Source organism: Pseudomonas delhiensis, assembly GCF_900187975.1.
Classification (GTDB): Bacteria; Pseudomonadota; Gammaproteobacteria; order Pseudomonadales; family Pseudomonadaceae; genus Pseudomonas; species Pseudomonas delhiensis.
Genome location: NZ_FZPC01000018.1, coordinates 1 through 23,264 on the forward strand (window position 1 = coordinate 1; position 23,264 = coordinate 23,264).

Annotated in this window: 23 protein-coding genes; 5 read left to right on the forward strand and 18 right to left on the reverse strand. The window is 69.9% G+C overall.

Going from position 1 to position 23,264, the window contains the following annotated elements:
* Positions 1-221 precede the first annotated feature (221 nt).
* The 8 genes from murB to CHC02_RS16860 form a co-directional block, all read right to left on the reverse strand.
* On the reverse strand, positions 222-1,241 hold the full coding sequence (murB, locus tag CHC02_RS16825; protein WP_089392600.1) for a UDP-N-acetylmuramate dehydrogenase: 1,020 nt from the start codon (positions 1,239-1,241) through the stop codon (positions 222-224).
* A complete protein-coding gene (locus tag CHC02_RS16830; protein ID WP_089392601.1) occupies positions 1,238-1,699 on the reverse strand; it encodes a low molecular weight protein-tyrosine-phosphatase in 462 nt (153 codons plus the stop codon). The genes murB and CHC02_RS16830 overlap by 4 nt, the downstream gene beginning before the upstream one ends.
* Entirely contained in the window at positions 1,699-2,463 is a 765-nt protein-coding gene (gene kdsB, locus CHC02_RS16835) for a 3-deoxy-manno-octulosonate cytidylyltransferase (protein ID WP_089392602.1), read from the reverse strand. The genes CHC02_RS16830 and kdsB overlap by 1 nt, the downstream gene beginning before the upstream one ends.
* Before the next feature lie 5 nt (positions 2,464-2,468).
* Entirely contained in the window at positions 2,469-2,654 is a 186-nt protein-coding gene (locus tag CHC02_RS16840) for a Trm112 family protein (RefSeq protein WP_009621404.1), read from the reverse strand.
* Positions 2,655-2,694: 40 nt separating this feature from the next.
* Positions 2,695-3,693: a tetraacyldisaccharide 4'-kinase gene (gene lpxK, locus CHC02_RS16845; RefSeq protein ID WP_089392603.1), complete on the reverse strand. Its 999-nt coding sequence runs from the start codon at positions 3,691-3,693 to the stop codon at positions 2,695-2,697.
* A complete protein-coding gene (locus CHC02_RS16850; protein ID WP_089392604.1) occupies positions 3,693-4,139 on the reverse strand; it encodes an ExbD/TolR family protein in 447 nt (148 codons plus the stop codon). Before CHC02_RS16850 ends, lpxK begins: the two co-directional genes overlap by 1 nt.
* On the reverse strand, positions 4,136-4,771 hold the full coding sequence (locus CHC02_RS16855; protein ID WP_009621398.1) for a MotA/TolQ/ExbB proton channel family protein: 636 nt from the start codon (positions 4,769-4,771) through the stop codon (positions 4,136-4,138). The genes CHC02_RS16850 and CHC02_RS16855 overlap by 4 nt, the downstream gene beginning before the upstream one ends.
* Positions 4,772-4,843: 72 nt before the next feature.
* Positions 4,844-7,051, reverse strand: coding sequence for a DNA internalization-related competence protein ComEC/Rec2 (locus tag CHC02_RS16860; protein WP_089392605.1), 2,208 nt, complete (start codon positions 7,049-7,051; stop codon positions 4,844-4,846).
* 135 nt (positions 7,052-7,186) lie between these two features.
* Here CHC02_RS16860 and CHC02_RS16865 point away from each other — a divergent pair, with 135 nt between their 5' ends.
* Positions 7,187-7,717, forward strand: coding sequence for a DUF2062 domain-containing protein (locus tag CHC02_RS16865; RefSeq protein WP_089392606.1), 531 nt, complete (start codon positions 7,187-7,189; stop codon positions 7,715-7,717).
* Positions 7,718-8,161: 444 nt separating this feature from the next.
* Here the strand turns inward: CHC02_RS16865 and CHC02_RS16870 are convergent, their stop codons facing one another.
* Genes CHC02_RS16870 through CHC02_RS16880 form a run of 3 tightly spaced genes read right to left on the reverse strand, consistent with a single transcriptional unit; the run spans position 8,162 to position 11,358 of the window.
* Entirely contained in the window at positions 8,162-9,412 is a 1,251-nt protein-coding gene (locus tag CHC02_RS16870; protein WP_089392607.1) for a lipoprotein-releasing ABC transporter permease subunit, read from the reverse strand.
* Positions 9,413-9,428: 16 nt separating this feature from the next.
* Positions 9,429-10,112 carry a lipoprotein-releasing ABC transporter ATP-binding protein LolD gene (gene lolD, locus CHC02_RS16875; RefSeq protein WP_089392608.1) on the reverse strand — a complete coding sequence of 228 codons (684 nt, stop codon included), beginning with the start codon at positions 10,110-10,112 and terminating at the stop codon, positions 9,429-9,431.
* Entirely contained in the window at positions 10,105-11,358 is a 1,254-nt protein-coding gene (locus CHC02_RS16880) for a lipoprotein-releasing ABC transporter permease subunit (protein ID WP_089392609.1), read from the reverse strand. The genes lolD and CHC02_RS16880 overlap by 8 nt, the downstream gene beginning before the upstream one ends.
* A 135-nt stretch (positions 11,359-11,493) precedes the next feature.
* On the opposite strand from CHC02_RS16880, the gene CHC02_RS16885 reads away from it, so the two are divergent.
* From CHC02_RS16885 to CHC02_RS16895, 3 genes are read left to right on the forward strand one after another with little or no spacing between them, the layout of a single operon-like run.
* Complete coding sequence (locus tag CHC02_RS16885; RefSeq protein WP_089392610.1) at positions 11,494-12,072, forward strand: PilZ domain-containing protein; 579 nt, start codon at positions 11,494-11,496, stop codon at positions 12,070-12,072.
* Positions 12,069-12,386 (forward strand): phosphodiesterase, encoded by a 318-nt coding sequence (locus tag CHC02_RS16890; RefSeq protein ID WP_089392611.1) that lies wholly within the window; start codon positions 12,069-12,071, stop codon positions 12,384-12,386. The genes CHC02_RS16885 and CHC02_RS16890 overlap by 4 nt, the downstream gene beginning before the upstream one ends.
* Positions 12,383-13,105, forward strand: a complete 723-nt coding sequence (locus CHC02_RS16895) for a glycerophosphodiester phosphodiesterase (protein ID WP_089392612.1) — start codon at positions 12,383-12,385, stop codon at positions 13,103-13,105. Before CHC02_RS16890 ends, CHC02_RS16895 begins: the two co-directional genes overlap by 4 nt.
* A 42-nt stretch (positions 13,106-13,147) precedes the next feature.
* On the opposite strand, the gene sthA is transcribed toward CHC02_RS16895, so the two are convergent.
* From sthA to CHC02_RS16930, 7 genes are all read right to left on the reverse strand, one after another.
* Positions 13,148-14,542 (reverse strand): Si-specific NAD(P)(+) transhydrogenase, encoded by a 1,395-nt coding sequence (gene sthA / locus CHC02_RS16900; RefSeq protein WP_089392613.1) that lies wholly within the window; start codon positions 14,540-14,542, stop codon positions 13,148-13,150.
* A gap of 179 nt (positions 14,543-14,721) precedes the next feature.
* Positions 14,722-15,759, reverse strand: coding sequence for an FAD:protein FMN transferase (locus CHC02_RS16905; protein ID WP_167364838.1), 1,038 nt, complete (start codon positions 15,757-15,759; stop codon positions 14,722-14,724).
* Positions 15,760-15,792: 33 nt separating this feature from the next.
* Positions 15,793-17,310, reverse strand: coding sequence for an efflux transporter outer membrane subunit (locus tag CHC02_RS16910; protein WP_089392615.1), 1,518 nt, complete (start codon positions 17,308-17,310; stop codon positions 15,793-15,795).
* A 12-nt stretch (positions 17,311-17,322) separates the two neighbouring features.
* The gene (locus CHC02_RS16915) at positions 17,323-18,438 is read right to left on the reverse strand and encodes an ABC transporter permease (protein ID WP_089392616.1); all 1,116 of its coding nucleotides are present in this window, start codon (positions 18,436-18,438) and stop codon (positions 17,323-17,325) included.
* A gap of 1 nt (position 18,439) precedes the next feature.
* Complete coding sequence (locus tag CHC02_RS16920; protein ID WP_089392617.1) at positions 18,440-19,573, reverse strand: ABC transporter permease; 1,134 nt, start codon at positions 19,571-19,573, stop codon at positions 18,440-18,442.
* A complete protein-coding gene (locus tag CHC02_RS16925) occupies positions 19,570-21,324 on the reverse strand; it encodes an ATP-binding cassette domain-containing protein (protein WP_089392618.1) in 1,755 nt (584 codons plus the stop codon). Before CHC02_RS16925 ends, CHC02_RS16920 begins: the two co-directional genes overlap by 4 nt.
* Positions 21,324-22,346 carry an HlyD family secretion protein gene (locus CHC02_RS16930; RefSeq protein WP_089392619.1) on the reverse strand — a complete coding sequence of 341 codons (1,023 nt, stop codon included), beginning with the start codon at positions 22,344-22,346 and terminating at the stop codon, positions 21,324-21,326. The genes CHC02_RS16925 and CHC02_RS16930 overlap by 1 nt, the downstream gene beginning before the upstream one ends.
* Positions 22,347-22,468: 122 nt before the next feature.
* On the opposite strand from CHC02_RS16930, the gene CHC02_RS16935 reads away from it, so the two are divergent.
* A complete protein-coding gene (locus CHC02_RS16935) occupies positions 22,469-23,149 on the forward strand; it encodes a TetR/AcrR family transcriptional regulator (protein ID WP_089392620.1) in 681 nt (226 codons plus the stop codon).
* The last annotated feature ends 115 nt before the right edge of the window (positions 23,150-23,264 follow it).

The window sequence follows — 23,264 nt, forward strand, 5'->3', positions numbered from 1 at the left end:
ATTCGCCCTACGTCATGGTCGGGCCTGGCGTAGGGCGCATAACGCCTACGGCGTTATCCGCCGTTTGGCCGTGATCTTCGGCGGCTCCGGGGTTGGACTGAGCATTGGCGGTGGCCCCGGCGTATCGGCGGATAACCGCGAACGGTTATTCGCCCTACGCAGCACGGACAAAAAAGGCGCTTGCCGGCAACGGCAAGCGCCTTTTTTCAAGCCTGCATACTTCAGTAGAGGTTCGGCTCCATCTCCAACTCCACGCCGAAGCGCTGGCGGATGTCCTCGCGGATGCGCTCGGCCAGCGCCTGGATCTGCGCCCCGCTGGCGCCGCCGTAGTTGACCAGCACCAGCGCCTGCTGGGCGTGCACGCCGGCGGCGCCGTCGCGGAAGCCCTTCCAGCCGGCCTTGTCGATCAGCCAGCCGGCGGCCAGCTTGACCTGGCCATCGGCCTGGGGATAGGCCACCAGGTCCGGGAATTCGCCACGCAGGCGCTCGGCCAGCGCCGCGGAGACCAGGGGGTTCTTGAAGAAGCTGCCGGCATTGCCCAGCACCGCCGGGTCGGGCAGCTTCTCGCGGCGGATGGCGCAGATCACCCGCGCCACGTCGGCCGGGCCGGGAGCGTCCATGCCCTGCTCCGCCAGGCGCTGGCGCACCGGGCCGTAGTCCAGGTGCAGGCTGGCCTTGCGCGCGAGCTTCAGGCGCACGCGCAGGATCACCCAGCGCCCCGGCTCGCGCTTGAACAGGCTCTCGCGGTAGGCGAAGGCGCAATCGTCCAGGTGGAACTCGCGCAGGCTGCCGCTGTGGCGGTCCAGCGCCACCAGGCTGTCGAACACGTCCTTCAGCTCCACGCCGTAGGCGCCGATGTTCTGCATGGGCGCGGCGCCCACGGTGCCGGGGATCAGGCTGAGGTTCTCCAGGCCGGCGAAACCCTGCTCCAGGCTCCAGCGCACCAGGTCGTCCCAGACTTCGCCGGCCTCGGCCTCGATGCGCACCCGGTCGCCGTCGTCTTCGAGGATACGCACGCCGCGGCTGGCCATGCGCAGCACCAGAGCCTCGACGTCGCGGGTCAGCAGCAGGTTGCTGCCGCCGCCGAGCACCAGCAGCGGCAGGTCGTGCTCCACCGCCAGGGCGAGGCCCCGCATCACGTCCTGGTCGTCGCGGGCCTCGGCGAACAGCCGCGCCCACGCCTCGATGCCGAAGGTATTGAAGGCTTTCAGGGATACGTCTTTGTGCAGGACCAGGCTCACAGGCGCCCCTTCACTTCCAGCAGCAGGGCGTCGCAGGCCAGCTCGATCAGGTCCAGCACCTGCTCGAAACCGGCCTCGCCGCCGTAATAGGGATCGGGCACCTCGTCCAGCGCGCCGGCGTAGCGGCGCAGGAACAGGTCCAGTTCGGCGGGGCCGTTGCCCCGCAGGCGTTCGAGGTAGGCCAGGTTGCTCAGGTCCATGGCCAGGATCAGGTCGAAGTCGGCGAAATCAGCGGTGCCGACCTGCCGCGCACGCAGTGCCGAGAGGTCGTAGCCACGGCGCATGGCGGCGACGCGGGTACGGGCGTCCGGCGGCTTGCCCAGGTGCCAGTCGCCGGTGCCGGCGGAGTCGACGGTCACCCGCGCCTCCAGCCCGGCCTCGCGCAGCTTGTGGCGGAACACGCCCTCGGCGGTGGGCGAACGGCAGATGTTGCCCAGGCAGACGAAGAGAACCCGCATCAGCCCCCCAGGATGCGCCTGACGCGCTCCAGGTCCTCGGCGGTGTCCACCCCGGCCTGCGGCGCCTCCAGGGCGTCGGCCACGTGGATGCGCACACCGTGCCAGAGCGCCCGCAGCTGCTCCAGGCACTCGCTGTCCTCCAGCCAGCACGGGCCCCAGGCGACGAAGTCGCGGAGGAAGCGCGCGCGGTAGGCGTAGATGCCGATGTGGCGGCGGAACGGAACGCCCGCCGGCAGGCTGTCCGGCGCCTTGGCGAAGGCATCGCGGGCCCAGGGCAGCGGCGCGCGGCTGAAGGTCAGGGCCAGGCCGTCCAGGTCGGTCACCACCTTCACCACGTTGGGGTTGAACAGCGCGGCCAACTCGTGGATCGGCTCGGCCAGGGTGGCGATGCCGGCTTCCGGGTGGGCCGCCAGGTTGGCCGCCACCTGGTCGATGATGGCCGGCGGGATCAGCGGCTCGTCGCCCTGCACGTTGACCACGATGGCGTCGTCGGCCAGGCCCAGGGCGTCGGCCACCTCGGCCAGGCGGTCGGTGCCGGAGTTGTGGTCGACGCGGGTCAGCAGCGCCTCGGCGCCGAAGACGTTGGCCGCCTCGAGGATGCGCGCATCGTCGGTGGCGATCACCACGCGGTTGGCGCCGCTCCTGCGCGCCTGCTCCCAGACGTGCTGGACCATGGGCTTGCCGCCGATGTCCTGCAGCGGCTTGCCGGGCAGGCGGGTGGAGGCGAAACGGGCCGGGATGACGACGGTGAAGGCCTGGCTCATCTCGGTCACTTGTCCAGGCGTTCGTCGACGTTCAGGGTGCGGGCCTCGCCCTCGAGCATCACCGGGATGCCGTCGCGCACCGGGTAGGCCAGGCCATCGGCCTTGCAGATCAGTTCGGACTTGTCGTCGGTGAGCTTCAGCGGCCCCTTGCACAGCGGGCAGGCGAGGATGTCGAGGAGTTTCGGGTCCATGGCGGAATCCTTGGAAAGCAAGGGGTGGCGGGGCCACCCGTCAGCGCGCGATCAGACGCTCGAGCCGGGCGTCGAACCAGGCGACGAAGGCCGGGGATGGCTGCGCGTCGACGGCGAGGTACCACCAGTCGGCGGCGGCGAAGGCCCGGCATTTCACCGCGTCCTTCTCGGTCATCAGCAGCGGCAGCGGCGGGCTGAATTGCAGCTGCCCGGCGCTGTAGGCCGCGTGGTCCGGGAAGGCGTGCGGAACAGGCCGCCAGTGTAGCGCCTCGAGCGTCGCGAAGAAACGCCGGGGGTTGCCGATGCCGGCCAGGGCGTGGACCTGCTGGCCCGGCGGGAAGTGCGTCAGGTCGACGCGCTCGCCGCTGCGCAGGTTGACCAGCGCGCTCGGCCGCAGGACGAAGGAAAAGGCGCCGGCCGGGTCGCTGCTGGCGCCGTTGTAGAGCACCGCGTCCACCGAGTCCAGGCGCTCGGCCGGCTCGCGCAGGGGGCCGGCCGGCAGGCAGCGGCGGTTGCCCAGGCCGCGGGCGGCGTCGATCAGCACCAGCTCCAGGTCGCGGGCCAGGCGGTAGTGCTGCAGGCCGTCGTCGCAGAGGATCAGGTCCACCGGTTCCTCGGCCAGCAGCGCGCGCACCGCAGCCGGGCGGTCCGGGTCGATGACCAGGGGCACGCCGCTGCGCTGGACGATCATCAGTGGCTCGTCGCCGGCCTGCTCGGCGCGCTGTTCGGCGCGCACCCGCCAGGGCAGGCTCGGCGGCTCGGCGCCATAACCACGGCTGACCACGCCGACCGCAAGGCCGCGGGCGCGGCAGCGCTCGATCAGCCAGAGGATCATCGGCGTCTTGCCGGTGCCGCCGACGGTGATGTTGCCGACGACGATGACCGGCACCGGGGCGCGGTAGGCCTGGCGGCGGCCTTCCAGGTAGTCGGCGCGCTTGCGCAGAGCGATGCGCCGGTACAGCGCCTCCAGCGGGCGCAGCAGGCCGAGGGCCGGGTGGCCCTGGTACCAGGCCTGCAGCAGGCGCTCGGAAAACGCCATCAGGGCTTGGCCGCCGGCTGCGCCTCGACGGTGGTGATGCGCAGGTGGCTGAAGCCGAGCTTGCCGGCGGCGTCCATGGCGGTGACCACCGATTGGTGGGTGGCCTTGCCGTCGGCGGTGATCACCACCGGCAGGCTGCTGTCGCCGGCGGATTCCTTCTGCATCGCCGCCATCAGGGTGGCGATGTCGCCGTTGACCAGGTTCTGGCCGTTCAGCGCGTAGTGGCCGGCGGCGTCGATGTCCAGTTCCAGCGGCTTGATGTCGGTGGCTTCCGGCGGGGTGCCGCTGACCGCCTCGGGCAGCTCGACCTTCAGCTGCGTCGGCCGGCTGAAGGTGGTGGTGACCACGAAGAACAGCAGCAGGACGAAGATCACGTCGATCAGCGACGCCAGGTTGATGAAGACGTCATCGCGGGCGGCGCTGCCGGTTCTGCGGCGGAATTTCACGCTTTGCCATCCTCGGAAAGGTCGACCTCGCGGTCACCCTGGACCATTTCCACCAGCTTGATCGCCTCCTGCTCCATGGCCACCACCAGCTCATCGACGCGGCGCAGCAGGTAGCGATGGAAGAACACGGCCGGGATGGCCACGATCAGGCCGGAAGCGGTGGTCACCAGGGCCTTGGAGATGCCGCCGGCGAGCTGCGGGGCATTGGCCATGCCGTCGCCCATGAAGGCGCTGAAGATCTGGATCATGCCGAACACGGTGCCCAGCAGGCCGAGCAGCGGGGCCATGGCGGCGATGGTGCCGAGGGCGTTGAGGTAGCGCTCCATCTCGTGGATCACCCGGCCGGCGGCTTCCTCGATGCATTCCTTCATGATCTCGCGGCCATGCTTGGAGTTGACCAGGCCGGCGGCGAGCACCTCACCCAGCGGGGAAGACGCCTTGAGTTCCTTGAGCGCCTGGCTGTTCAGCTTCTTGTCCTTGATCTGCTTCCACACCTGGCCCAGCAACTGCGGCGGGGCGATGCGGCTGCGGCGCAGGGTCCAGAGTCGTTCGGCGACGATGGCGGTGGCGGCGATAGAGCTCAGAATGATCGGCAGCATCATCCAGCCGCCGGCTTTGACCAGTTCCCACACAGTGGCGAATCCCCTGAAAAAAAGTGGCGACACTCTAGCACAGGGCCCCTGCCCCGCCGACCGTCGCCGTTCTCATTTTTCCCTCCAGAATCCGGCGTTTTCGCGCGCGCCCCGCACCTCTCCATGCTGGCCCAGGAGCAGGCGCAGGGCGCCCGCGATCGCCACATCGTGAACCCTGACACCCCGTTCGGCGAAGCGCTGCAGCACCTCCTCGGACGGATGGCCATGGGCGTTGTGGCGGGAGCGGGAAACCAGTGCGGCGCGGGGCGCCAGCTGCCTCACGAAGGCCGCCGAGGAAGCGCTGCGGCTGCCGTGGTGGCCGGCCACCAGCCAGTCGGCCCGGGCCCCGGGATGGCTGGCCAGCCAGGCCGCCTCGCCGGCGGCCGGCAGGTCGCCGGTGAGCAGCAGGCTTTCGCCCCGCGCCTCGATGTGCAGCACGCAGGAGCGGCCGTTGCTGTCGGCAGCCTGGTCCCAGTACCAGGTCGAAAAACGCACGCCGTCCAGCCACCAGGTTTCGGCGCGGCAGGGCTCGGCGGCCAGGGGCGCGGGCAGGCGCCGCGGCTCGCCGCTGATCAGCCGCGCCGCCGGCAAGGCTTCCAGCACGGCGCGGGCGCCGCCGGCATGGTCGTTGTCGCCATGGCTGAGCAGCAGCACATCCAGGCGCCGGACACCCAGGCCGCGCAGGGTCGGCAGCACCGCCACCTCGCCGAGGTCGAACTCGCCCCGGCGCGGCCCGGCGTCGTACAGCCAGGCATGGCTGCGGGTGCGGACCAGCACCGAGAGCCCCTGCCCCACGTCGAGCACGCGCACCTCGGCGTAGCCGTGGGCCGGCGCGCTGGCGTGCGGCCAGAACATCGGCAGCAGCAGCGCCAGGCCCAGCGGCCGCAGCGGCAGCCCGGCCGGCGCCAGGCACAGCAGCGTCCCGGCCAGGGCCAGCAGGATGCTCCAGGCCGGCGGCGCCATGGGATGCCAGGCCGGGGAATACCACGACAGGCGCGCGAGCACGCCGAGCAGGCCGTCGAGCACGGCGCCAGCCAGCCACAGCAGCCCCTCGCCGGCCACCGGCAGCCACAGCAGCAGGCTGCCGGCCAGCGCCAGCGGCACCACCAGCAACTCGATGCAGGGCACCGCCAGCAGGTTCGCCAGGGCGCCGGACGGGCTCAGCGGCAGGCCCAGGGCCAGCAGCAGCGGGGCCAGCCCCAGGGCCATGAGCCCTTGCGCGCGGCCCCAGGCCAGCCACACCGGCCAGCGCCCCAGGCGCCCGGCGAAGCCGTAGACGAGCAGCGCCACCGCGGCGAAGGACAGCCAGAAGCCGGGGCTCAGGCTGACCAGCGGATCGACCAGCAGGACCACCACCAGGGCACCGAGCAACGGCCACCAGACGCCCTGGCGGCGGAACCGCAGGCGCCACAGCAGGACCATGCTGAGCATCAGGCAGGCCCGCAGCGCCGGCACCTCCAGCCCGGCGACCCAGCCGTAGCCCCAGGCGCCGGCGACCGCGGCGGCACAGGCGCAGGGCAGCCAGGGCAGGCGCGCCGGCCAGGCCCCCAGGCGCGCCAGGCCGGCCACCAGGGCATAGAGCAGACCGCCCAGCAGGGAAATGTGCGAACCGGAGATCACCATCAGGTGCAGGGTGCCGGTGTCCTGCAGCATGTCCCAGTCCGCCCGGCCCAGGCCGCTGCCATCGCCCAGGACCAGAGCCACCAGGTAGGCGTTGCGGCCCCGGGCGTCCACGGCCAGCAACCGCTCCTTCCAGGCCTCGCGCCAGGCCATGGGGCCCGCGGCCCCGGCAAGGCGCTGGCCATCCTTGACGCTGCCGGTGGCGCCTATGCCGTCGGCCGCCAGCCAGGCCTCGTAGTCGAAGCCGAAGTCGTTGGCCAGGCCATGGGGGCGGCGCAGGGTCACGGCCAGGCGCCAGCGCTCCCCCGCGCGCAGCTGCGGGCCGCCGTACCAGGACAGGCGCAGGCGCTGGGGCAAGGCCAGGCGGGCCTGGATGTCCTCCAGCTCGAAACGGACGATGCCCTCCGCGGCGGCCGGCAAGCCGGTGACCTGTCCCTCCAGCCATAGCGTCCGCCCATCCAGCTCGGGAGCCAGGCGCCCTTCCCAGGCCTGGTGGGCGTACAGGCAGGCCCAGGCGAAGCCGAGCAGGAAGAGCGCCACCGCACGGTGGCGCCGATACAGGCACAGCAGCGCCATTCCGACCAGCGGCAGCAAGGCCGCCAGGGGCGGCAACTGGGGCAGGAAACGCAGCAGCAACAGGCCGCAGGCCAGCGCCATCATCCCTGTACGCACGGGTTGCCTCCCTGGCAGCAGGTCCGGTGCACCACAGCCGGTTACACATGGACATAGTTGATGAACGGAAGCCGTCATCCAGCTAGGCATAATGCCCGGTGTTCGTCTGCCAGAGATTTCCCCATGCCGCGCCGACTTTTCCAGCGCTACATGCCGGACCCCGAGCTGATCAGGAACCACAAGTCCCTGCGCTGCTTCGGGCCCCTGTTGCACTCGCCCAACCTCTGGCACCTGAATCGAAGGTCGGTCTCCCGCGCCATGGGCATGGGCCTGTTCGCCGCCTTCGTGCCCATTCCGCTGCAGATGCTGCTGGCCGCCACCCTGGCGGTGTGGGTGCGCGCCAACCTGCCGATCTCGGTGGGCCTGGTCTGGCTGACCAACCCCATCACCATGCCGCCGGTGTTCTACTGCACCTACAAGATGGGCGCCTGGGTCATGGGCGTGCCGGCCCGCACCCTGCCGGAGAACCTCACCTGGGAATGGATCAGCGGCGAACTGTCGCTACTCTGGCAGCCCTTCCTGCTGGGTTCGATCATCTGCGGCCTGCTGGTGGGCCTGCTCGGCTACCTGGCCACCCAGGCCTACTGGCGCTGGTGGATCGGCCGCAGCTGGCGGCGGCGCCAGGCATTGCGCAACCTGCAGCGGGGGTTGTGAGCCCCTTGTAGGACCTTGTCCGCGATAGCCGGAGCTATCGGCGCGGTTCGCGGATGAGAGCCGCTCCTACGCCGCCCCGTCCACGCCATTCCCATGTAGGAGCGCGCCCTGCGCGCGATTTCGCGGGCAGGGCCCGCTCCTACACCCCACCATGCGGCATGGGGCGCCTGTAGGAGCGGACCTTGTCCGCGATAGCCGGAGCTATCGGCGCGATTCGCGGATGAGAGCCGCTCCTACGCCGCCCCGCCCACGCCATTCCCATGTAGGAGCGCGCCCTGCGCGCGATTCGCGGGCAGGGCCCGCTCCTACAGTCTGCCGGGAGGTACGGCATTTCCCTGTAGGAGCAACTTTGTCCGCGATAGGACGAGCCCGGGCGCGGATCGCGATAGGCTCGCTGCGAAACCCGCCCCATCACGAAGAAGCCGCCCCAAGGGGCGGCTTCGTTCATTCGTAGCGCAGCGCTTCGGCCGGCTGGGTCCTGGCGGCGCGCCAGGCCGGGTAGAGCGTGGCGAGGAAGCTCATCAGCAGGGCCGCGCTGCACACCAGCAGCACGTCCGTCACCTGCACGTCGGAGGGCAGGTAGTTGATGAAGTAGACGTCGGAGCTGAACACGTGGGTGCCCAGGGCCTTCTCCATCGCCGAGACGATGGCGGTGACGTTGAACGCCGCCAGCACGCCCAGGGTGCCGCCGACCAGGGTGCCGATCACCCCGATCACCGTGCCCTGGACCATGAAGACGGTCATGATCTGCCCCGGCGTCGCGCCCAGGGTGCGGAGGATGGCGATGTCGGTGCGCTTGTCGGCCACCACCATGATCAGCGTGGCGATGATGTTGAAGGCCGCCACCGCCACGATCAGCAGCAACAGCAGGCCGATCATGGTCTTCTCCATCTTCATGGCGCCGAACAGGCTGCCCTGGGTGTGCGTCCAGTCCACCGAACGGATGCCCTGGCCCAGCTCCGCGGCGATGCCCTGCCCCACTTCCGGCGCCTGGAACAGGTCCTTCAGGGCGATGCGCACGCTCTGCACCTGGCCCGGCTCCCAGCGCAGCAGGTGCGCGGCGTCGTCGACGTGGACCAGCGCCAGGGTGCCATCCAGCTCGGCGCCGACCTTGAACACCCCGACCACATTCAGCCGCTGCATGCGCGGCGTCACGCCGCCGGCCGCGGAGGTGGACTCGGGGACGATCAGCAGCAGGCTGTCGCCGACGTTGACGCGGAAGCGCCGCGCGGTGATCTCGCCGATCACCACCCCGGACTCGCCGGACTTCAGCGCGGCCAGGCTGCCCTGGACCATGTGCGAGCCGATGATCGAGACCTTCGGCTCCAGCGCCGGGTCGATGCCGTCCACCTCGATCGGCTGCATCATGCCCTTGAACGAGAGCATGCCGTCCAGCTCGGTGTAGGGCACAGCTCCCACCACCTCGCGGTGCTTCGAGGCCGCGGCGGCCACCGCCTGCCAGTCGGCCAGCGGCTTGCCGTCGGCGTTCTGCAGCACGGCGTGGGGCACCATGCCGAGGATGCGCGAGCGCATCTCCTTCTGGAACCCGTTCATCACCGAGAGCACCACGATCATCGCCAGCACCCCGAGGGTCAGGCCGATCATCGAGGTCAGGGAGATGAAGGAGATGTAGTGGTTGCGCTTCTTGGCCCGGGTGTAGCGGGTGCCGACGAAGATCGATAGGGGTCTGAACATGGCGTCTGCGGCTCGATCAGGCGGCGATCAGGCGGCCGTCCTCCAGGCGCAGCACGCGGTCCATCTGCTGCGCCAGGTGCGGGTCGTGGGTCACAACCAGGAAGGCCGTCTGCAGCGACTGCGACAGTTCGAGCATCAGCTCCTGGATGGAATGCGCGGTGTGCTGGTCGAGGTTGCCGGTGGGCTCGTCGAGCAGCACCAGCTGCGGGCGGTTGACCAGGGCGCGGGCGATGGCCACGCGCTGGCGCTCGCCGCCGGACAGCTCCGAGGGCTTGTGCTGCAGGCGCGGCCTCAGGCCCACCCGCTCCAGCAGCGCGCTGGCGCGCTCGCGGGCCTCGGGGATCGGCGTGCGGCCGATCAGCAGCGGCATGCAGACGTTCTCCAGGGCGGTGAATTCCGGCAGCAGGTGGTGGAACTGGTAGACGAAGCCCAGCGCGCGGTTGCGCAGCAGGCCGCGCTGCTTCTCGTTGAGCGCCGACAGCTCCTCGCCGGCCAGCCAGACGCTGCCGCTGCTGGGGATGTCGAGGCCGCCGAGCATGTTCAGCAGGGTGCTCTTGCCGGAGCCGGAGCTGCCGACGATGGCCACGCGCTCGCCGGGGAACAGCTCCAGCTGCACGTCGACCAGCACCTCGACCGACTGCGGGCCCTCCTCGTAGCTCTTGCGCAGGTTGCGGCAGCTCAGGACGGTCTTGTCACTCATAACGCAGGGCCTCCGCGGGCTGGGTGCGGGCGGCACGCCAGGCCGGATACAGGGTGGCGAAGAAACTCAGGATCAGCGCGGCGGCGCACACCAGGATCACGTCCTCGCGCATCAGTTGCGAGGGCAGGTAATCGATGAAGTAGACGTCCGAGCTGAGGAACTTGTGGCCGATCAGCCTTTCCAGCAGGGCGATGGCGTCGCTCACCCTGAGCGCCGCGAGCACGCCGAGCACGCCACCGATCAGGGTGCCGATCACGCCGATCACGCCGCCCTGGACCATGAAGATGGCCATGATCTGCCCCGGCGTGGCGCCCAGGGTGCGGAGGATGGCGATGTCCGACTTCTTGTCGGTGACCACCATGACCAGGGTGGAGATGATGTTGAAGGCGGCCACCGCGACTATCAGCAGCAGCAGCAGGCCGATCATGGACTTCTCCATCTGGATGGCCTGGTAGAGGTTGCCGTGGGTGCGCGTCCAGTCGCGGGCGTAGAAGTCGTTGCCCTTCAGCGTCTGGGCGATTTCCCAGGCGGTGCGCGGCGCCTGGAACAGGTCGTCGAGCTTCAGGCGCAGGCCCTGCACCTCGCCATCCTTGTAGCGCTGCATGCGCGCGGCGTCCTCGACGTTGGCCAGGGCCACGTAGCCGTCCAGTTCGCCGGCGCCGACGTGGAAGATGCCGGCCACGGTGAAGCGCTTCATGCGCGGGAAGATGCCGGCGGGGGTCACCGAGACCTCGGGGGCGACGAAGGTGACCTTGTCGCCGACCTTCACCCCCAGGTTGGCCGCGGCCTTGTCGCCGATGATGATGCCGAACTCGCCGGGCCTGAGGCTGGCCAGGCTGCCCTGCCTGAAGAAGTCGCCGATGATCGAGACCTTGCCTTCCTCGGCCGGGTCCACGGCGTTGATCAGCACCTTCTGCACCACGCCGTTGTTGCTCAGCAGGCCCTGCATCTGGATGAAGGGCGCCACTTCCAGCACGTTGCGGTGCTGCGCCTTGATCTGCCCGGCCAGGCCGCGCCAGTCGTCGATCGGCTGGTAGGCCTCGACGGTGGCGTGGGGCACCATGCCCAGCACCCGGGTGCGCATCTCGTGGTCGAAGCCGTTCATCACCGAGAGCACCACGATCATCACCATGACGCCGAGCGCCAGGCCGATCATGGAAGTCAGGGAGATGAAGGAAACGAAGTGGCTGCGGCGCTTGGCGCGGGTGTAGCGCGTCCCGATATAGACGGAAAGAGGTCTGAACATGTGGGGCCGTTGTCAGGGGATTGGGGCGTCGGTCCGGCCGGCGTCCGCTACCGCGCAAGGGTTTGCGGAGGCCATTGTGGCGAGCTGCGGCGGGCGGCTTTACACTCAGACCATTACTGCCGCCGTGGGTTCGCCATGTCCACTCCAGACGCGGATGACCGCCGCGAATACTACCGTATCGAGGACCGCCTCGCACTGGAATTTCGCCCGATTCCGGAGGACGCGGAGCAGGCGGCGCAAGCGTTACAGGATGATTCGCCGCTGTTCGACCTGCTCGGCGACCTGCACCTGCTGGAAGTGGAGGCGCAGCACCTGCTGCGGCAGATCGCCGAGCGCGACCGCGCCCTGGCCAGCTACCTGAAGCTGCTCGACAAGCGCCTGGACCTGGTCGCCGGCGCCCTCGCCCAGGGGTTGCTGGAGCAGGTCGGCCCGGCGCAGCCGGTGGTCCTTTCCGAGGGAGGCATCGCCTTCCTCGCCCCCGAGCCCCTGCTCGCCGGCCAGCTGCTGGCCCTGAAGCTGGTGCTGCTACCCCAGGCCCTGGGCCTGAGCCTGCGCGCGCGGGTCACCCACTGCGAGTCGCGCGGGCTGGGCGAATACGAGATCGGCACGCTGTTCGAGAACCTCGAGGAGCCGCAGCGCCAGTTGCTGGCCCGGCACATCCTGCAGAAACAGGCGGCCGAACGGCGCCAGGCGAAGGACCGCGACGACTCATGAAGGCCCTGCACATCCCCTTCCTGCTGCTGTGCCTGGGCATGGCCCTGCCGGCCGCGGCCGACACCCTGGAAATCCCCATCGGCGCCCAGGGCGACGCCCGCATCGCCCTGCCCGCCCGCGGCGAGAGCCGGCGCGCCGTGCTGGAGCGCTTCGGCCTGCCCGACGAGGAACACCCGGCCGTGGGCAGCCCGCCGATCACCCGCTGGGACTACCGCGAATTCAGCGTCTATTTCGAATACGATCACGTGGTCGACGCGGTTCGCGCGCATCGCCCGCAGAGCCCGATCCTTCCCTCTTCCAAGGAGCCCCAGTGACTCTCATCTATGGCCATCGCGGCGCCAAAGGCGAAGCGCCGGAAAACACCCTGACCAGCTTCCAGCGCTGCCTGGAGCATGGCGTGACGCGTTGCGAGCTGGACCTGCACCTGTCCCGCGACGGCGAGCTGATGGTGATCCACGACCCCACCCTCAAGCGCACCACCGGGCGCCGCGGCAAGGTGTCCGAGCAACTGGCCGAGGACCTGGTCACCTACGACGCGCGCCAGGGCGGGCCGGGCTGGGTGCGCCCCTGCCCCATCCCGCGGCTGGCCGAGCTGTTCGAGCGCTGCGAGTTCGAGCACTGGCAGCTGGAGGTCAAGAGCGCCTCGCGCGAGCGCGCAGCGCGCACCGTGCAGGCCATCCACCAGCTGGTGGGGCGCTTCGGCCTGCGCGAGCGCATCACCGTGACGTCCAGCTCGCGCACCGTGCTGCGCGCGCTGCAGCAGTTGACGCCGGACCTGGCGCGTGGGCTGGTGGCCGAATACGCCTGGCTCGACCCGCTGAAGGTGGCGGCGAACTACGGTTGCGAGCTACTGGCGCTGAACTGGACGCTGTGCACCCCCGAGCGGCTGCTCAAGGCGCAGAAGCAGGGGCTGCACGTGTCGGTGTGGACGGTCAACGAACCGGCGCTGATGCGCCGGCTCGCCGACTTCGGCGTGGACAGCCTGATTACAGACTTTCCCGGTTTGGCCACTGCCACGCTCGGGAATCGCTGAGCGGGTCGCCCCCGGCCGGCTCAGGCCGCCGGCCGGGGTACTTCAGAAAAGCCGGTTGAGGCCGTCGAACGCCGCTACGCGGTAGGCTTCGGCCATGGTCGGGTAGTTGAAGGTGGTGTTGACGAAGTACTTCAGGGTGTTCAGCTCGCCCGGCTGGTTCATGATCGCCTGGCCGATGTGGACGATCTCCGAGGCCTGGTCGCCGAAGCAGTGCACGCCGAGGATCTCCAGGGTCTCGCGGTGGAACAGGATCTTCAGCATGCCCACCGGCTCGTTGGAGATCTGCGCGCGGGCCATGCCCTTGAAGAATGCCTTGCCCACTTCGTAGGGAATCTTCGCCGCGGTCAGCTCGTGCTCGTTCTTGCCGATGGAGCTGATCTCCGGGATGGTGTAGATGCCGGTGGGCACGTCGTTGACGAAGCGCCAGCTGTCCTGCTCGACGATGTTGCCGGCGGCCGAGCGGCCCTGGTCGTAGGCGGCGCTGGCCAGGCTCGGCCAGCCGATCACGTCGCCCGCGGCGTAGATGTTCGACACCGAGGTTCGGTAGTTCTCGTCCACCTCGATCTGGCCACGGCTGTTGACCTTGATGCCGATGTTCTCCAGGCCCAGGCGGTCGGTGTTGCCGGTACGGCCGTTGCACCACAGCAGGGCGTCGGCCTTGATCTTCTTGCCCGACTTCAGGTGCAGGATCACGCCGTTGTCCAGGCCCTCGACGCGCTCGTACTCCTCGTTGTGGCGCACCAGCACGTTGTTGTTGCGCAGGTGGTAGCTCAGGGCGTCGGAGATTTCGTCGTCGAGGAAGCTCAGCAACTGGTCGCGGGTGTCGATCAGGTCGACCAGCACGCCCAGGCCGCTGAAGATCGAGGCGTATTCGCAGCCGATCACCCCGGCTCCGTAGATGATCAGCCGACGCGGGGTGTGGCTCAGCGAGAGGATGGTGTCGCTGTCGTAGACCCGCGGGTGGTTGAAGTTGATGTCCGCCGGGCGGTACGGGCGCGAGCCGGTGGCGATGACGAACTGGTCGGCGACCAGGCGTTCCACCGCGCCGCTGGGGGTCACCACCTCGACGGTGCGCTCGTCGACGAAGCTGGCGGTGCCGTTGAACATGTCGATGCGGTTGCGCGCGTAGTAGCCGGTGCGCGAGGACACCTGCTTGTTGATCACCTTCTCGGCGCTCTTGAGCACGTCGGGGAAGGAGAACCAGCGCGGTTCGCCGATCTGGCGGAACATCGGGTTGGTGTTGAACTCGATGATCTGCTTCACCGAGTGACGCAGCGCCTTGGACGGGATGGTGCCCAGGTGCGTGCAGTTGCCGCCGACCACGCGACGGCTGTCCACCACCGCCAGCTTGCGCCCGTACTTGGAGGCGTTCATCGCCGCCCCCTCGCCCGCCGGGCCCGTGCCGAGAATCACCACGTCGTAGTTATAGACAGCCATGCGTACTCCTTCAGAACAGGCCGGGGCGCCCCTGTGGCGCTTCCGGCAAAGTCCCGGCGCGCCTGGCGCCGGGAGCGGTCGAATCGATGTTGGCAGCTTAGCCGCGCGACAAATTGCTGCACATTAGCGCTTGGTCGTGCGGTAGGCGAATTTTGCCATCACTACATTTAGTGCGGCTTTCATGGCCGCGCCGGCTCCGGGAAGAGCTCGGCGAAGCGCGTGCTGGCGCGCGTGGCGAAGCCCTGCCCCTGGTGCACGACGAACCAGGCGGCCAGCCCGTGCTGCTCGGCGTAGCGGTAGCCCTCGTCCGGGCCCAGCACCATCAGCAGCGTCGACAACCCGTCGGCGTGCAGCGTGGAGCGGTCGACCACGGTCACCGCCGCCAGTGTGTGCCGAACCGGCGTGCCGGTGCGCGCATCGAAGGTGTGCGAGTAACGCTGCCCACCTTCCTCGAAATAGTTGCGGTAGTCGCCCGAGGTCGAGACCCCGTAGCCGTCCACCGCCAGCGAGCGCGCCACGCTGCGCTCGCGTTCGCCGCTGGGCAGCTCCAGCGCCACCCGCCAGGGCGAGCCGTCGGGCTTGTGGCCCATGGCCTTGAGCTCGCCGGTGATCTCCACCAGGTAGTCCTTCACGCCCAGCTCGGCCAGGCGCTGGCCGACGCGGTCCACCGCGTAGCCGGCGACGATGCTGTCGAAATCCAGCTGCGCCGCCACGTCCTTGCACACCAGGCTGCCGTCCACCCGCACGTGGCGGTAGCCGACGCGCGCCCGCTCGCGCTCCAGCGCCGCGGCCGCCGGCACCTGCTCGCCGCGGGACTGCGGGCCGAAGCCCCAGAGGTTCATCAGCGGCTCGACGGTGAGGTCGAAGGCGCCGGCGCTGGTCTCGGACAGCTCGTTGCCGTAGCGCAGCAGCTCCACCAGCTCGGTCGGCATGGCCTGGCAGGCGCCGGCCGGCAAGGCATTGAAGCGGGAGACCTCGGAGTCGTCGCGGTAGGTGGAGAACTGCCGGTCGAGCTCGCCGAGAATACCCTCGACCTCCGCCTGCAGGCGCTGCGGCGCTGGGCTCTGCGCCGAGGGCAGGTACTGCACGGAATAGCTGCTGCCCATGGTCGGGCCGCCGAAGCGCTCGACGCGCTCGCCGCAACCGGCCAACGCCAACAGCCCCAAGCACAGCCAGATGCCACGCAACACGCCACCTCCATTCCCCTGCCCCGGCATGGGCGGCGCACATTCTACCGGAAACGGCGGGGGTTACTGTTGCCCAGGCGGTAAAGGTTCGTTGTCCGAACCGCCATCCCCCAGCGGCGCGCCACCGCCCAGGGCCTTGTACAGCGCCACCAGGTCCAGGCGCAGCTGGCCGTCGCTGTCGACCAGGTCGCGGCGCGCCTGCAGGTAGTTGCGCTGGGCGTCCAGTTCCACCAGGAAGTCGGTGAGGCCGCCGGCATAGCGCGCCCTGGCCATGTCGTAGGCCTGCCCGGCGCTGCCCAGCCGCGCCTGCAACTGGGCGTTGCGCTGGCGCTCGGCGCCGTAGCCGCTCAAGGCGTCGTCCACTTCCTGCCAGGCCTTGAGCACGGTCTGCTGGTAGTTCACCGCCGCTTCCTGCTGCTCCAGCTTGCGCAGGGTCACCTGGGAGCGGCGCCGGCCGTTGTCGAAGATCGGCACGCTCAGGCTCGGCCCCACCGCCCACTGGCGGCTGCCCCAGTCGGAGACGTCGCCGCTTTCGAAGGAGGAATAGCCGAAGCTGGCGCCCAGGCGGATGCTCGGGTACAGCTCGGCCACCGCCACCCCGATGTTGGCCGTGGCCGCGTGCAGCTGGGCCTCGGCGGCGCGGATGTCCGGGCGCCGGCGCACCACTTCCGAGGGCAGGCCGGGGCTGAGGTCGGGCAGGGCCGCGGGCCGCGCCGGCGGCGCCTTCAGCTGGGCCTGCAGCTCGCCCGGCTGCGCGCCGACCAGCACGCCGAGCTGGTTGATCGCCTGGCCCTCCGCCGCCTGCAGTTGCGGCAGGCGCGAACGCAGTTCTTCCAGTTGGCTGCGCTGGCGCACCAGGTCGAAGTCATCCACCAGGCCGCCGTCGGCGCGGGCCTGCACCAGCGCCAGGGACTCCTCGGTGGCGCGCAGGTCCTCCCGGGTCACGGCGATCTGCTGCTGCACCCGGCGCAGCTCGAAGTAGCCGCGCGCCACTTCGCTGGCGACCACCAGGCGCGCCTGCTCCAGCAGTGCGCGCTGCTGCTCGACGCGGGCGTCGGCGGCCTCGATGGAACGGCGCACGCGGCCCCAGAAGTCGATTTCCCAGGAGGCGTCGAAGCCGGCTTCGTAGAGGGTGAAGGGCTCGGCCAGGGTCTTCACCAGCTCGTCGCTGTTTCCCGGCGCCAGGCTGGAGATCATCCGTGCGCTGGCGCCGCGCTCGCTCTGGCGCTGGCGCTGCACGTCGGCCTTGCCGTCGACGTTCGCCCCGCGCTGGGCGGCGACCATCTGCCGCTGCATGCGCGCCTGGGCGAAGCGCAGCGCGGCGCTGCGCAGGTCCGGGCTGGCCGCGGTGGCGCGGCGTTGCAGGTAGTCCAGCGCCGGGTCGGCGAACTGCGTCCACCACTGCGCCGGGATGGCCTGGCCGCCCTGCCCCGCGGGCAGCAGCGCGGCCTCGCCGGCATGGGCGGCGCGCCAGTCGGCCGGGGTTTTCGGCTGCGGCGCCTGGTAGTCCGGCCCCACCGCGCAGGCGCCCAGCGCCAGCAGCAGCGGCAAGAGGAGGTAGGGAACGGGCGACGACGGCATGGCGGCCTCCGGTCAGGCGAGTCGATGGCGGAACAGCCAGGCGGACAGCGGCAGGGTCACGCTCGCCACCGCCAGCATCGGCAACAGGTCATGGGCCACTGCGAACAGGCTGGCGCCTTCCAGGTAGATGCGCTGGATCAGGTCGATGGCGAAGCGCAGCGGGTTGATGTAGGTGGCCATCTGCAGCGCCTCGGGCATGTTGCGCACCGGCGTGGCCAGGCCCGAGAGCAGCATGATCGGCATGATCAGCACGAAGGTGTAGAGCATCGCCTGCTGCATGTTCAGCGACACCGCCGAGATCGACAGGCCCAGGCCGACGCAGGAGACCATGAACACCAGCAGCCCGCCGTAGAAGTCCAGCAGCGAGCCGGCCATGGGGATGCGGAACCAGTACAGCGCCATCAGCAGCACCAGCGACGCCTGCACCAGGCCGATGAGGATCGGCGGCAGGGCCTTGCCGAGCATGATCTCCAGGGGCGAATAGGGCGTGACCAGCAACTGGTCGAAGGTGCCCTGCTCGCGCTCGCGGGCCACCGAGAGCGCGCTGAGCATCAGCGTCTGCAGCATGCTCAGCGAGGCGATCAGCGCCGGGATCAGCGGCCAGCGCGTCTCCAGGTTGGGGTTGTACCAGGCGCGGGTGACCACGCTGACCGGCGCCTGGGCCAGGCCGCGCTCGCGGTTGAAGTCGTTGACCACGCTGGCCAGCCCGGCCGCCGCGGCGCCGGCGGTGGTGGAGTTGCGCCCGTCGAGGATCACCTGCAGCGGCGCCGGCTCGCCGCGGGTCAGGCGCGTCTCGAAGTCGGCGGGGACCTGGATCACCAGCAGGGCCTTCTCGGCGTCGATCACGCTGGCGATGTCGCGCGGCGCGCGCAGGGTCGCCACGCGGTGGAAGATGCCGCTGCCGTCCAGGCGGCTGGCCAGGCGCTGGGACGACTCGCTGTGGCTCTGGTCCAGCAGCGCGTAGGGCGCGTCGTTGAGGTCGAAGGTCACCGCGTAGCCGAACAGCAGGCTCTGCATCAGCACCGGCGCCAGCAGCACGATGCGGTTGGCCGGGTCCTTGAGGATCACCAGCAGTTCCTTGCGCCAGAGGTTGGCCAGGCGGCGCAGCAGTTCGGCGAAGGCGCCCATCTCAGTCCAGCCTCTTGCGCGTGGCCAGCCGCGCCAGGCCCAGCAGGACCACGGCGTAGCCGGCGAGGATCAGGCAGTTGCGCAGGATCAGCGGCCAGAAGTCGCCTGCCAGGAACAGCGACTTCACCAGCTCCATGAAGTATGTGGCCGGCAGCAGGTTGCCGATCACCCGCACGGCGGTGGGCACGTTGCGCAGGTCGAAGATGAAGCCCGAGAGCATCATCGCCGGGAGGAAGCTGGCGAGCAGGGAAATCTGGCTGGCGAGGAACTGGTTCTTGGTCACCGCCGAGATCAGCAGGCCGATGCCCAGGGCGACGAACAGGTAGAGCATGGAGCTGACCAGCAGCGCCAGCAGCGAGCCGTACATGGGCACGTGGAACAGGAAGCGCGCCGCCAGCAGGCACAGCGCCAGGCCCAGCAGGCCGACCAGGAAGCAGGGGATGATCTTCGCCAGGAGGATCTCCACCGAGCGCACCGGGGTGACGAACAGCGCCTCCAGGGTGCCGCGCTCCCACTCGCGGGCCATCACCAGGGCGGTGAGGAAGGCGCCCACCAGGGTCATGATCAGCACGATCAGCCCCGGCACCAGGTACCAGGTGCTGGTGTTGGCGGCGTTGAACCACATGCGCTGCTCGATGCGCACGCCGCCGGCCTGCAGCCCGGCGTTGCGCGCCGCCTGCTTCTCGCCCCACAGCGCCAGGGCCTGGTTCAGGTAGTTGCTCACCCCCGAGGCGCGGGTGGCGTCGGAGCCCTGCACCAGCACCAGCACCTGGGCGTCGCCGTCCTGCAGGCGGCGGCTGAAGTCGCCGGGCAGGTAGACCAGGGCGTCGGCCTGGCGCGACTCCAGCATCCGCCGGCCTTCCTCGAAGGACTTCAGCGGCAGCGGCTGCAGGTATTCCGAGCGGCTGATGCTGGCCAGCAGGTCGCGAGCCTGGGGCGCCGGGTCGTCCTGCACCACCGCCACCAGGCTGTGGCGCACGTCCAGCGACAGGCCGTAGCCGAAGATCAGGATCAGCGCGATGGGCAGGCCGATGCCGATCATCAGGTTGCTGCGGTCGCGCAGCAGCTGGCGCACCTCCTTGCGCGTCAGCGAGAGGAGCCTGCGCCAGAACGAACCATTCGCCGCATCGCTCATGCGCGGGCCTCCCGGGCGTGCTGGCGAGCCTGCTCGACGATCTCGATGAAGGCCTGCTCCATGTTCGCCTGGCCGCCGGCCTGCTCGCGCACCTGCTGCGGCGTGCCCATGGCGAGGATGCGCCCGGCGTCCTGGATGACGATGCGGTCGCAGTACTCGGCCTCTTCCATGAAGTGGGTGGTGATGATGATGGTGGTGCCGCCGGCCGCCAGCGCCGTGATGCGCTGCCAGAAGCCGCGGCGGGCCAGGGGGTCGGCACCGCTGGTGGGTTCGTCGAGGAAGAGGATTTCCGGCTCGTGGAGCAGGCCCACGGCCATGGCCAGGCGCTGCTTGTAGCCGCCGGGCAACTGGCCGCTGGGCTCGCCCTCGTGGCCGGAGAGGTCGAACTGCCGCGACACCTCGTCCATGCGCCGGCCCAGCTGCTTGCCGGACAGGCCGTAGGCGCCGCCGAAGAACTGCAGGTTCTCGCGCACCGAGAGGTTGCCGTACAGCGAGAACTTCTGCGACACGTAGCCGATGCGCCGGCGCGCCTGGGCGCGGGCGTGGCGCAGGTTGACGCCGGCCACCCGCAGGCTGCCGGAGGACGCCGGCAGCAGCCCGCAGAGCATGCGGAAGGTGGTGGTCTTGCCGGCGCCGTTGGGCCCCAGCAGGCCGAATATCTCGCCGCGGGCCACGCTGAAGCTGGTGCGGTCCACGGCGGTGAAGTCGCCGAACCTGCGCACCAGGTCCCTCACCTCGATCACCGCCTCGCCGTTGTCGGACGTACTGCCCGGCGCGGCGGCCCTGAGCGCCTCGGTGTCCACCTGCTCGGCGCCGCTCCTGGCCCGCAGCAGGACCATGAAGCCGTCCTCCAGGCGTGCTTCCACCTCGCGCACCGGGGCGCCGTCGAGCAGTTGGTCCAGGCGCTTTTCATCGGCATCGCGCTGGCGGATGAAACGCACCTCGCCGCCCTGGGGCACCGCGTCGATGATCACCTGCGGGTCATCCAGCAGCCGCGCCTGCAGCTTGCGCGCCGGCTGGCCGGCCGGCGGCACGGCGATGCGGCAGAGGCCGTCGGCATGCCGGCGGATGTCCTCGGGCAGGCCCTGGGCCAGCAACTGGCCCTGGTGCAGCAGGTACACCTCGGAACAGCGCTCGGCTTCGTCCATGTAGGAGGTGGTCAGCAGCACGCTGAGGCTTTCTTCCTGCACCAGTTGCTGGACGATCTCCCACAGCTCGCGGCGCGACAGCGGGTCGACGCCCACGGTCGGCTCGTCCAGCAGCAACAGTTGCGGCGAGCGCACCAGGGTGCAGGCCAGCCCGAGCTTCTGCTTCATGCCGCCGGACAGCTTGCCCGCCGGGCGGTCGGTGAAGTGCGCCAGGTCGGTCATCGCCAGCAGGCGCTCGAAGCGCTGGCGGCGCTGCTGCGCGCCGACGCCGTGGAGGTCGGCGTAGAGGTCGAGGTTCTCCTGCACGCTCAGGTCCTCGTAGAGGCCGAAGCGCTGCGGCATGTAGCTGATCAGGTCCTGCACCCGCTGCGGCTGCGCCCTGACGTCGACGCCGAGCACCTCCAGCTCGCCGCCGTCGGCCCGCAGCAGCCCGGCCACCAGGCGCAGGAAGGTGGTCTTGCCGGCGCCGTCCGGGCCCACCAGCGCGGTCAGCGCGCCCTTGCGCACCTGCAGGTCGAGGCCGTGCAGGGCCTGCACGGTCTGCCCGGACTCCTTGACCAGGAAGCGCTTGGCGACGCCGCGGGCGTCTATCACCCGCTCCATCAATCGGCCTTCCCGTCGCGCACCTGGTCGCCCTCGGCGATGCGCACCGTGGCCGGCATGCCCAGGCGCAGGCGGTTGTCCCTGTCCTCGACCACCACCCGCACCTCGTAGACCAGCGCGGTGCGCAATTCCTCGGTCTGCACGGCCTTGGGGGTGAACTCGGCGACGTCGGAGATGAAGCCGACGTGCCCCTGCACCGGCTGGTCCGGATGGCTGTCGGTGGTCACGCTGGCGCGCATGCCGGGCTTGATGTGGCCGAGCTGGGTCTCGTTGACGTACACCCGCACCCATTTCGGGTCGGTGATGGCCAGGGCATAGACCGCGCGCTGCGGCGAGGCCATGTCGCCCGGCTCCAGCAGGCGCGAGCGCACCGTGGCGTCCTGCGGGGCGCGCAGCTGGGTCTCGTCGAGGTTGTGCTGCAGCAGCGCGAGCTGGGCGCGGGCGCCCTGCAGCTGGGCCTCGGCCTGGGCGATGTCCTCGGCGCGCGGGCCGATCCTCGCCAGGCGCAGGGCCTTCTGCGCATCCTCCAGCTGGGCCTGGTTGACCTTCAACTGGGCGGCGGCGTTGTCCAGGTCCTGCTGGCTGACCGCGCGCCCGCCGGGGCTGTTGGCGCGGATGCCCTGCAGGCGGCGCAGCTGGATGCCGGCCAGCTCGACCTGGGCCCTGGCCGCGTCGACCTGGGCCCTGGCGCGGTCGATGTCCTCGGGGCGCGAGCCGTTGTGCAGGCGCAGCACGTTGGCTTCCTGGGCGGCGATCTGCGCCCTGGCCTGGTCGATCTGCAGCTTCAGGGTGCGGCTGTCGAGAGTGGCCAGGACCTGCCCGGCCCTGACCACGTCGCCCTCCTCCACGCGCATCTCGGCGATACGCTCGCTGCCGGTGAAGGCCAGGGACACCTGGCGGATGTCGACGTTGCCGTAGAGCACCAGGTCGCCGCCCTGCCCGGCCTTCGAGTGGAAGTAGTACCAGGCCCCCAGGCCTGCTACGGCGAGCAATGCCAGGACAACGATGAGCTTCTTGCGCATGATGACGACCCGCTAGCCAGTGGCGACGAGAAACAAGCATACAAGCATAGACCAGTAATTCAAATTTGAATTTGATCTATGCAGGCTTTAGTCTGCTACACCTGATCCAGCAGGGTGCAGTCATGCCTAGCTCTCCCTCCAAGCTCCGCCAAGCGCCGCAACGCGTACCCCGCCAGGACGGCGAAGCCACCCGCCGGCGCATTCTCCTGGCAGCCGGCGAACTGTTCGCCGAGCGTGGCTACGCCGACACCACCAGCAAGGCCATCTGCCAGCGCGCGCAGTGCAACATGGCCGCGGTGAACTACCACTTCGGCAGCCGCGACGGGCTCTACCGCGCGGTGCTGCAGGACATGCACAAGCACCTGATCGGCTACGACCAGCTCGAACAGCTGACCCGCAACGAGCGCCCGCCCCGCGACAAGCTCGCCGGCCTGATCGGGGCGCTGACCCTCAACGTCGCCAACGGCCAGCGCTGGCAGGCGCGCCTGTGGGCCCGCGAGTTGCTGACGCCGTCGCCCTTCCTCTCCGAACTCATCGACCAGGAGGCCATGCCCAAGGTGCGCCTGGTGATGGCCCTGCTGGGCGAACTCACCGGCATCCCCGCCCAGGAACCGGCGCTGCTGCGCTGCCTGTTCAGCGTGATAGCGCCCTACCTGACGCTGCAGGTCATCAGCCGGGAAATCCCCACGCCGCTGACCGGCCTGTTCGAGCAACCGGCGGAAGACCTCGCCCGCCACCTGCAACTGTTCGCCCTGGCCGGCCTGGAGGCGGTGGCGCGGGATTACCACGACGGGCGGCGGTAGTGCGGCACAGGCCGCGCTACAGCGCAGCCGGTGGCTCCGCTCGCGGACAGAGTCCTACGACCGCGCTCGACCGTAGGGCGAATAACCGTTCGCGGTTATCCGCCGTTGGCCGTGC

Excerpts from the sequence above, each read along its gene's own strand:
- CHC02_RS16885 (WP_089392610.1), top strand. The coding sequence starts at position 11,494 with ATGTCCACTCCAGACGCGGATGACCGCCGCGAATACTACCGTATCGAG.
- CHC02_RS16935 (WP_089392620.1), top strand. The coding sequence starts at position 22,469 with ATGCCTAGCTCTCCCTCCAAGCTCCGCCAAGCGCCGCAACGCGTACCC.
- CHC02_RS16870 (WP_089392607.1), bottom strand. The coding sequence starts at position 9,412 with ATGTTCAGACCCCTATCGATCTTCGTCGGCACCCGCTACACCCGGGCC.
- CHC02_RS16880 (WP_089392609.1), bottom strand. The coding sequence starts at position 11,358 with ATGTTCAGACCTCTTTCCGTCTATATCGGGACGCGCTACACCCGCGCC.
- CHC02_RS16920 (WP_089392617.1), bottom strand. The coding sequence starts at position 19,573 with ATGAGCGATGCGGCGAATGGTTCGTTCTGGCGCAGGCTCCTCTCGCTG.
- CHC02_RS16840 (WP_009621404.1), bottom strand. The coding sequence starts at position 2,654 with ATGGACCCGAAACTCCTCGACATCCTCGCCTGCCCGCTGTGCAAGGGG.
- CHC02_RS16930 (WP_089392619.1), bottom strand. The coding sequence starts at position 22,346 with ATGCGCAAGAAGCTCATCGTTGTCCTGGCATTGCTCGCCGTAGCAGGC.
- sthA (WP_089392613.1), bottom strand. The coding sequence starts at position 14,542 with ATGGCTGTCTATAACTACGACGTGGTGATTCTCGGCACGGGCCCGGCG.
- CHC02_RS16860 (WP_089392605.1), bottom strand. The coding sequence starts at position 7,051 with ATGATGGCGCTGGCCTGCGGCCTGTTGCTGCTGCGTTTCCTGCCCCAG.
- CHC02_RS16830 (WP_089392601.1), bottom strand. The coding sequence starts at position 1,699 with ATGCGGGTTCTCTTCGTCTGCCTGGGCAACATCTGCCGTTCGCCCACC.
- CHC02_RS16905 (WP_167364838.1), bottom strand. The coding sequence starts at position 15,759 with ATGCCGGGGCAGGGGAATGGAGGTGGCGTGTTGCGTGGCATCTGGCTG.
- CHC02_RS16915 (WP_089392616.1), bottom strand. The coding sequence starts at position 18,438 with ATGGGCGCCTTCGCCGAACTGCTGCGCCGCCTGGCCAACCTCTGGCGC.
- CHC02_RS16890 (WP_089392611.1), top strand. The coding sequence starts at position 12,069 with ATGAAGGCCCTGCACATCCCCTTCCTGCTGCTGTGCCTGGGCATGGCC.
- CHC02_RS16910 (WP_089392615.1), bottom strand. The coding sequence starts at position 17,310 with ATGCCGTCGTCGCCCGTTCCCTACCTCCTCTTGCCGCTGCTGCTGGCG.
- CHC02_RS16865 (WP_089392606.1), top strand. The coding sequence starts at position 7,187 with ATGCCGCGCCGACTTTTCCAGCGCTACATGCCGGACCCCGAGCTGATC.
- lolD (WP_089392608.1), bottom strand. The coding sequence starts at position 10,112 with ATGAGTGACAAGACCGTCCTGAGCTGCCGCAACCTGCGCAAGAGCTAC.
- lpxK (WP_089392603.1), bottom strand. The coding sequence starts at position 3,693 with ATGGCGTTTTCCGAGCGCCTGCTGCAGGCCTGGTACCAGGGCCACCCG.
- CHC02_RS16925 (WP_089392618.1), bottom strand. The coding sequence starts at position 21,324 with ATGGAGCGGGTGATAGACGCCCGCGGCGTCGCCAAGCGCTTCCTGGTC.
- kdsB (WP_089392602.1), bottom strand. The coding sequence starts at position 2,463 with ATGAGCCAGGCCTTCACCGTCGTCATCCCGGCCCGTTTCGCCTCCACC.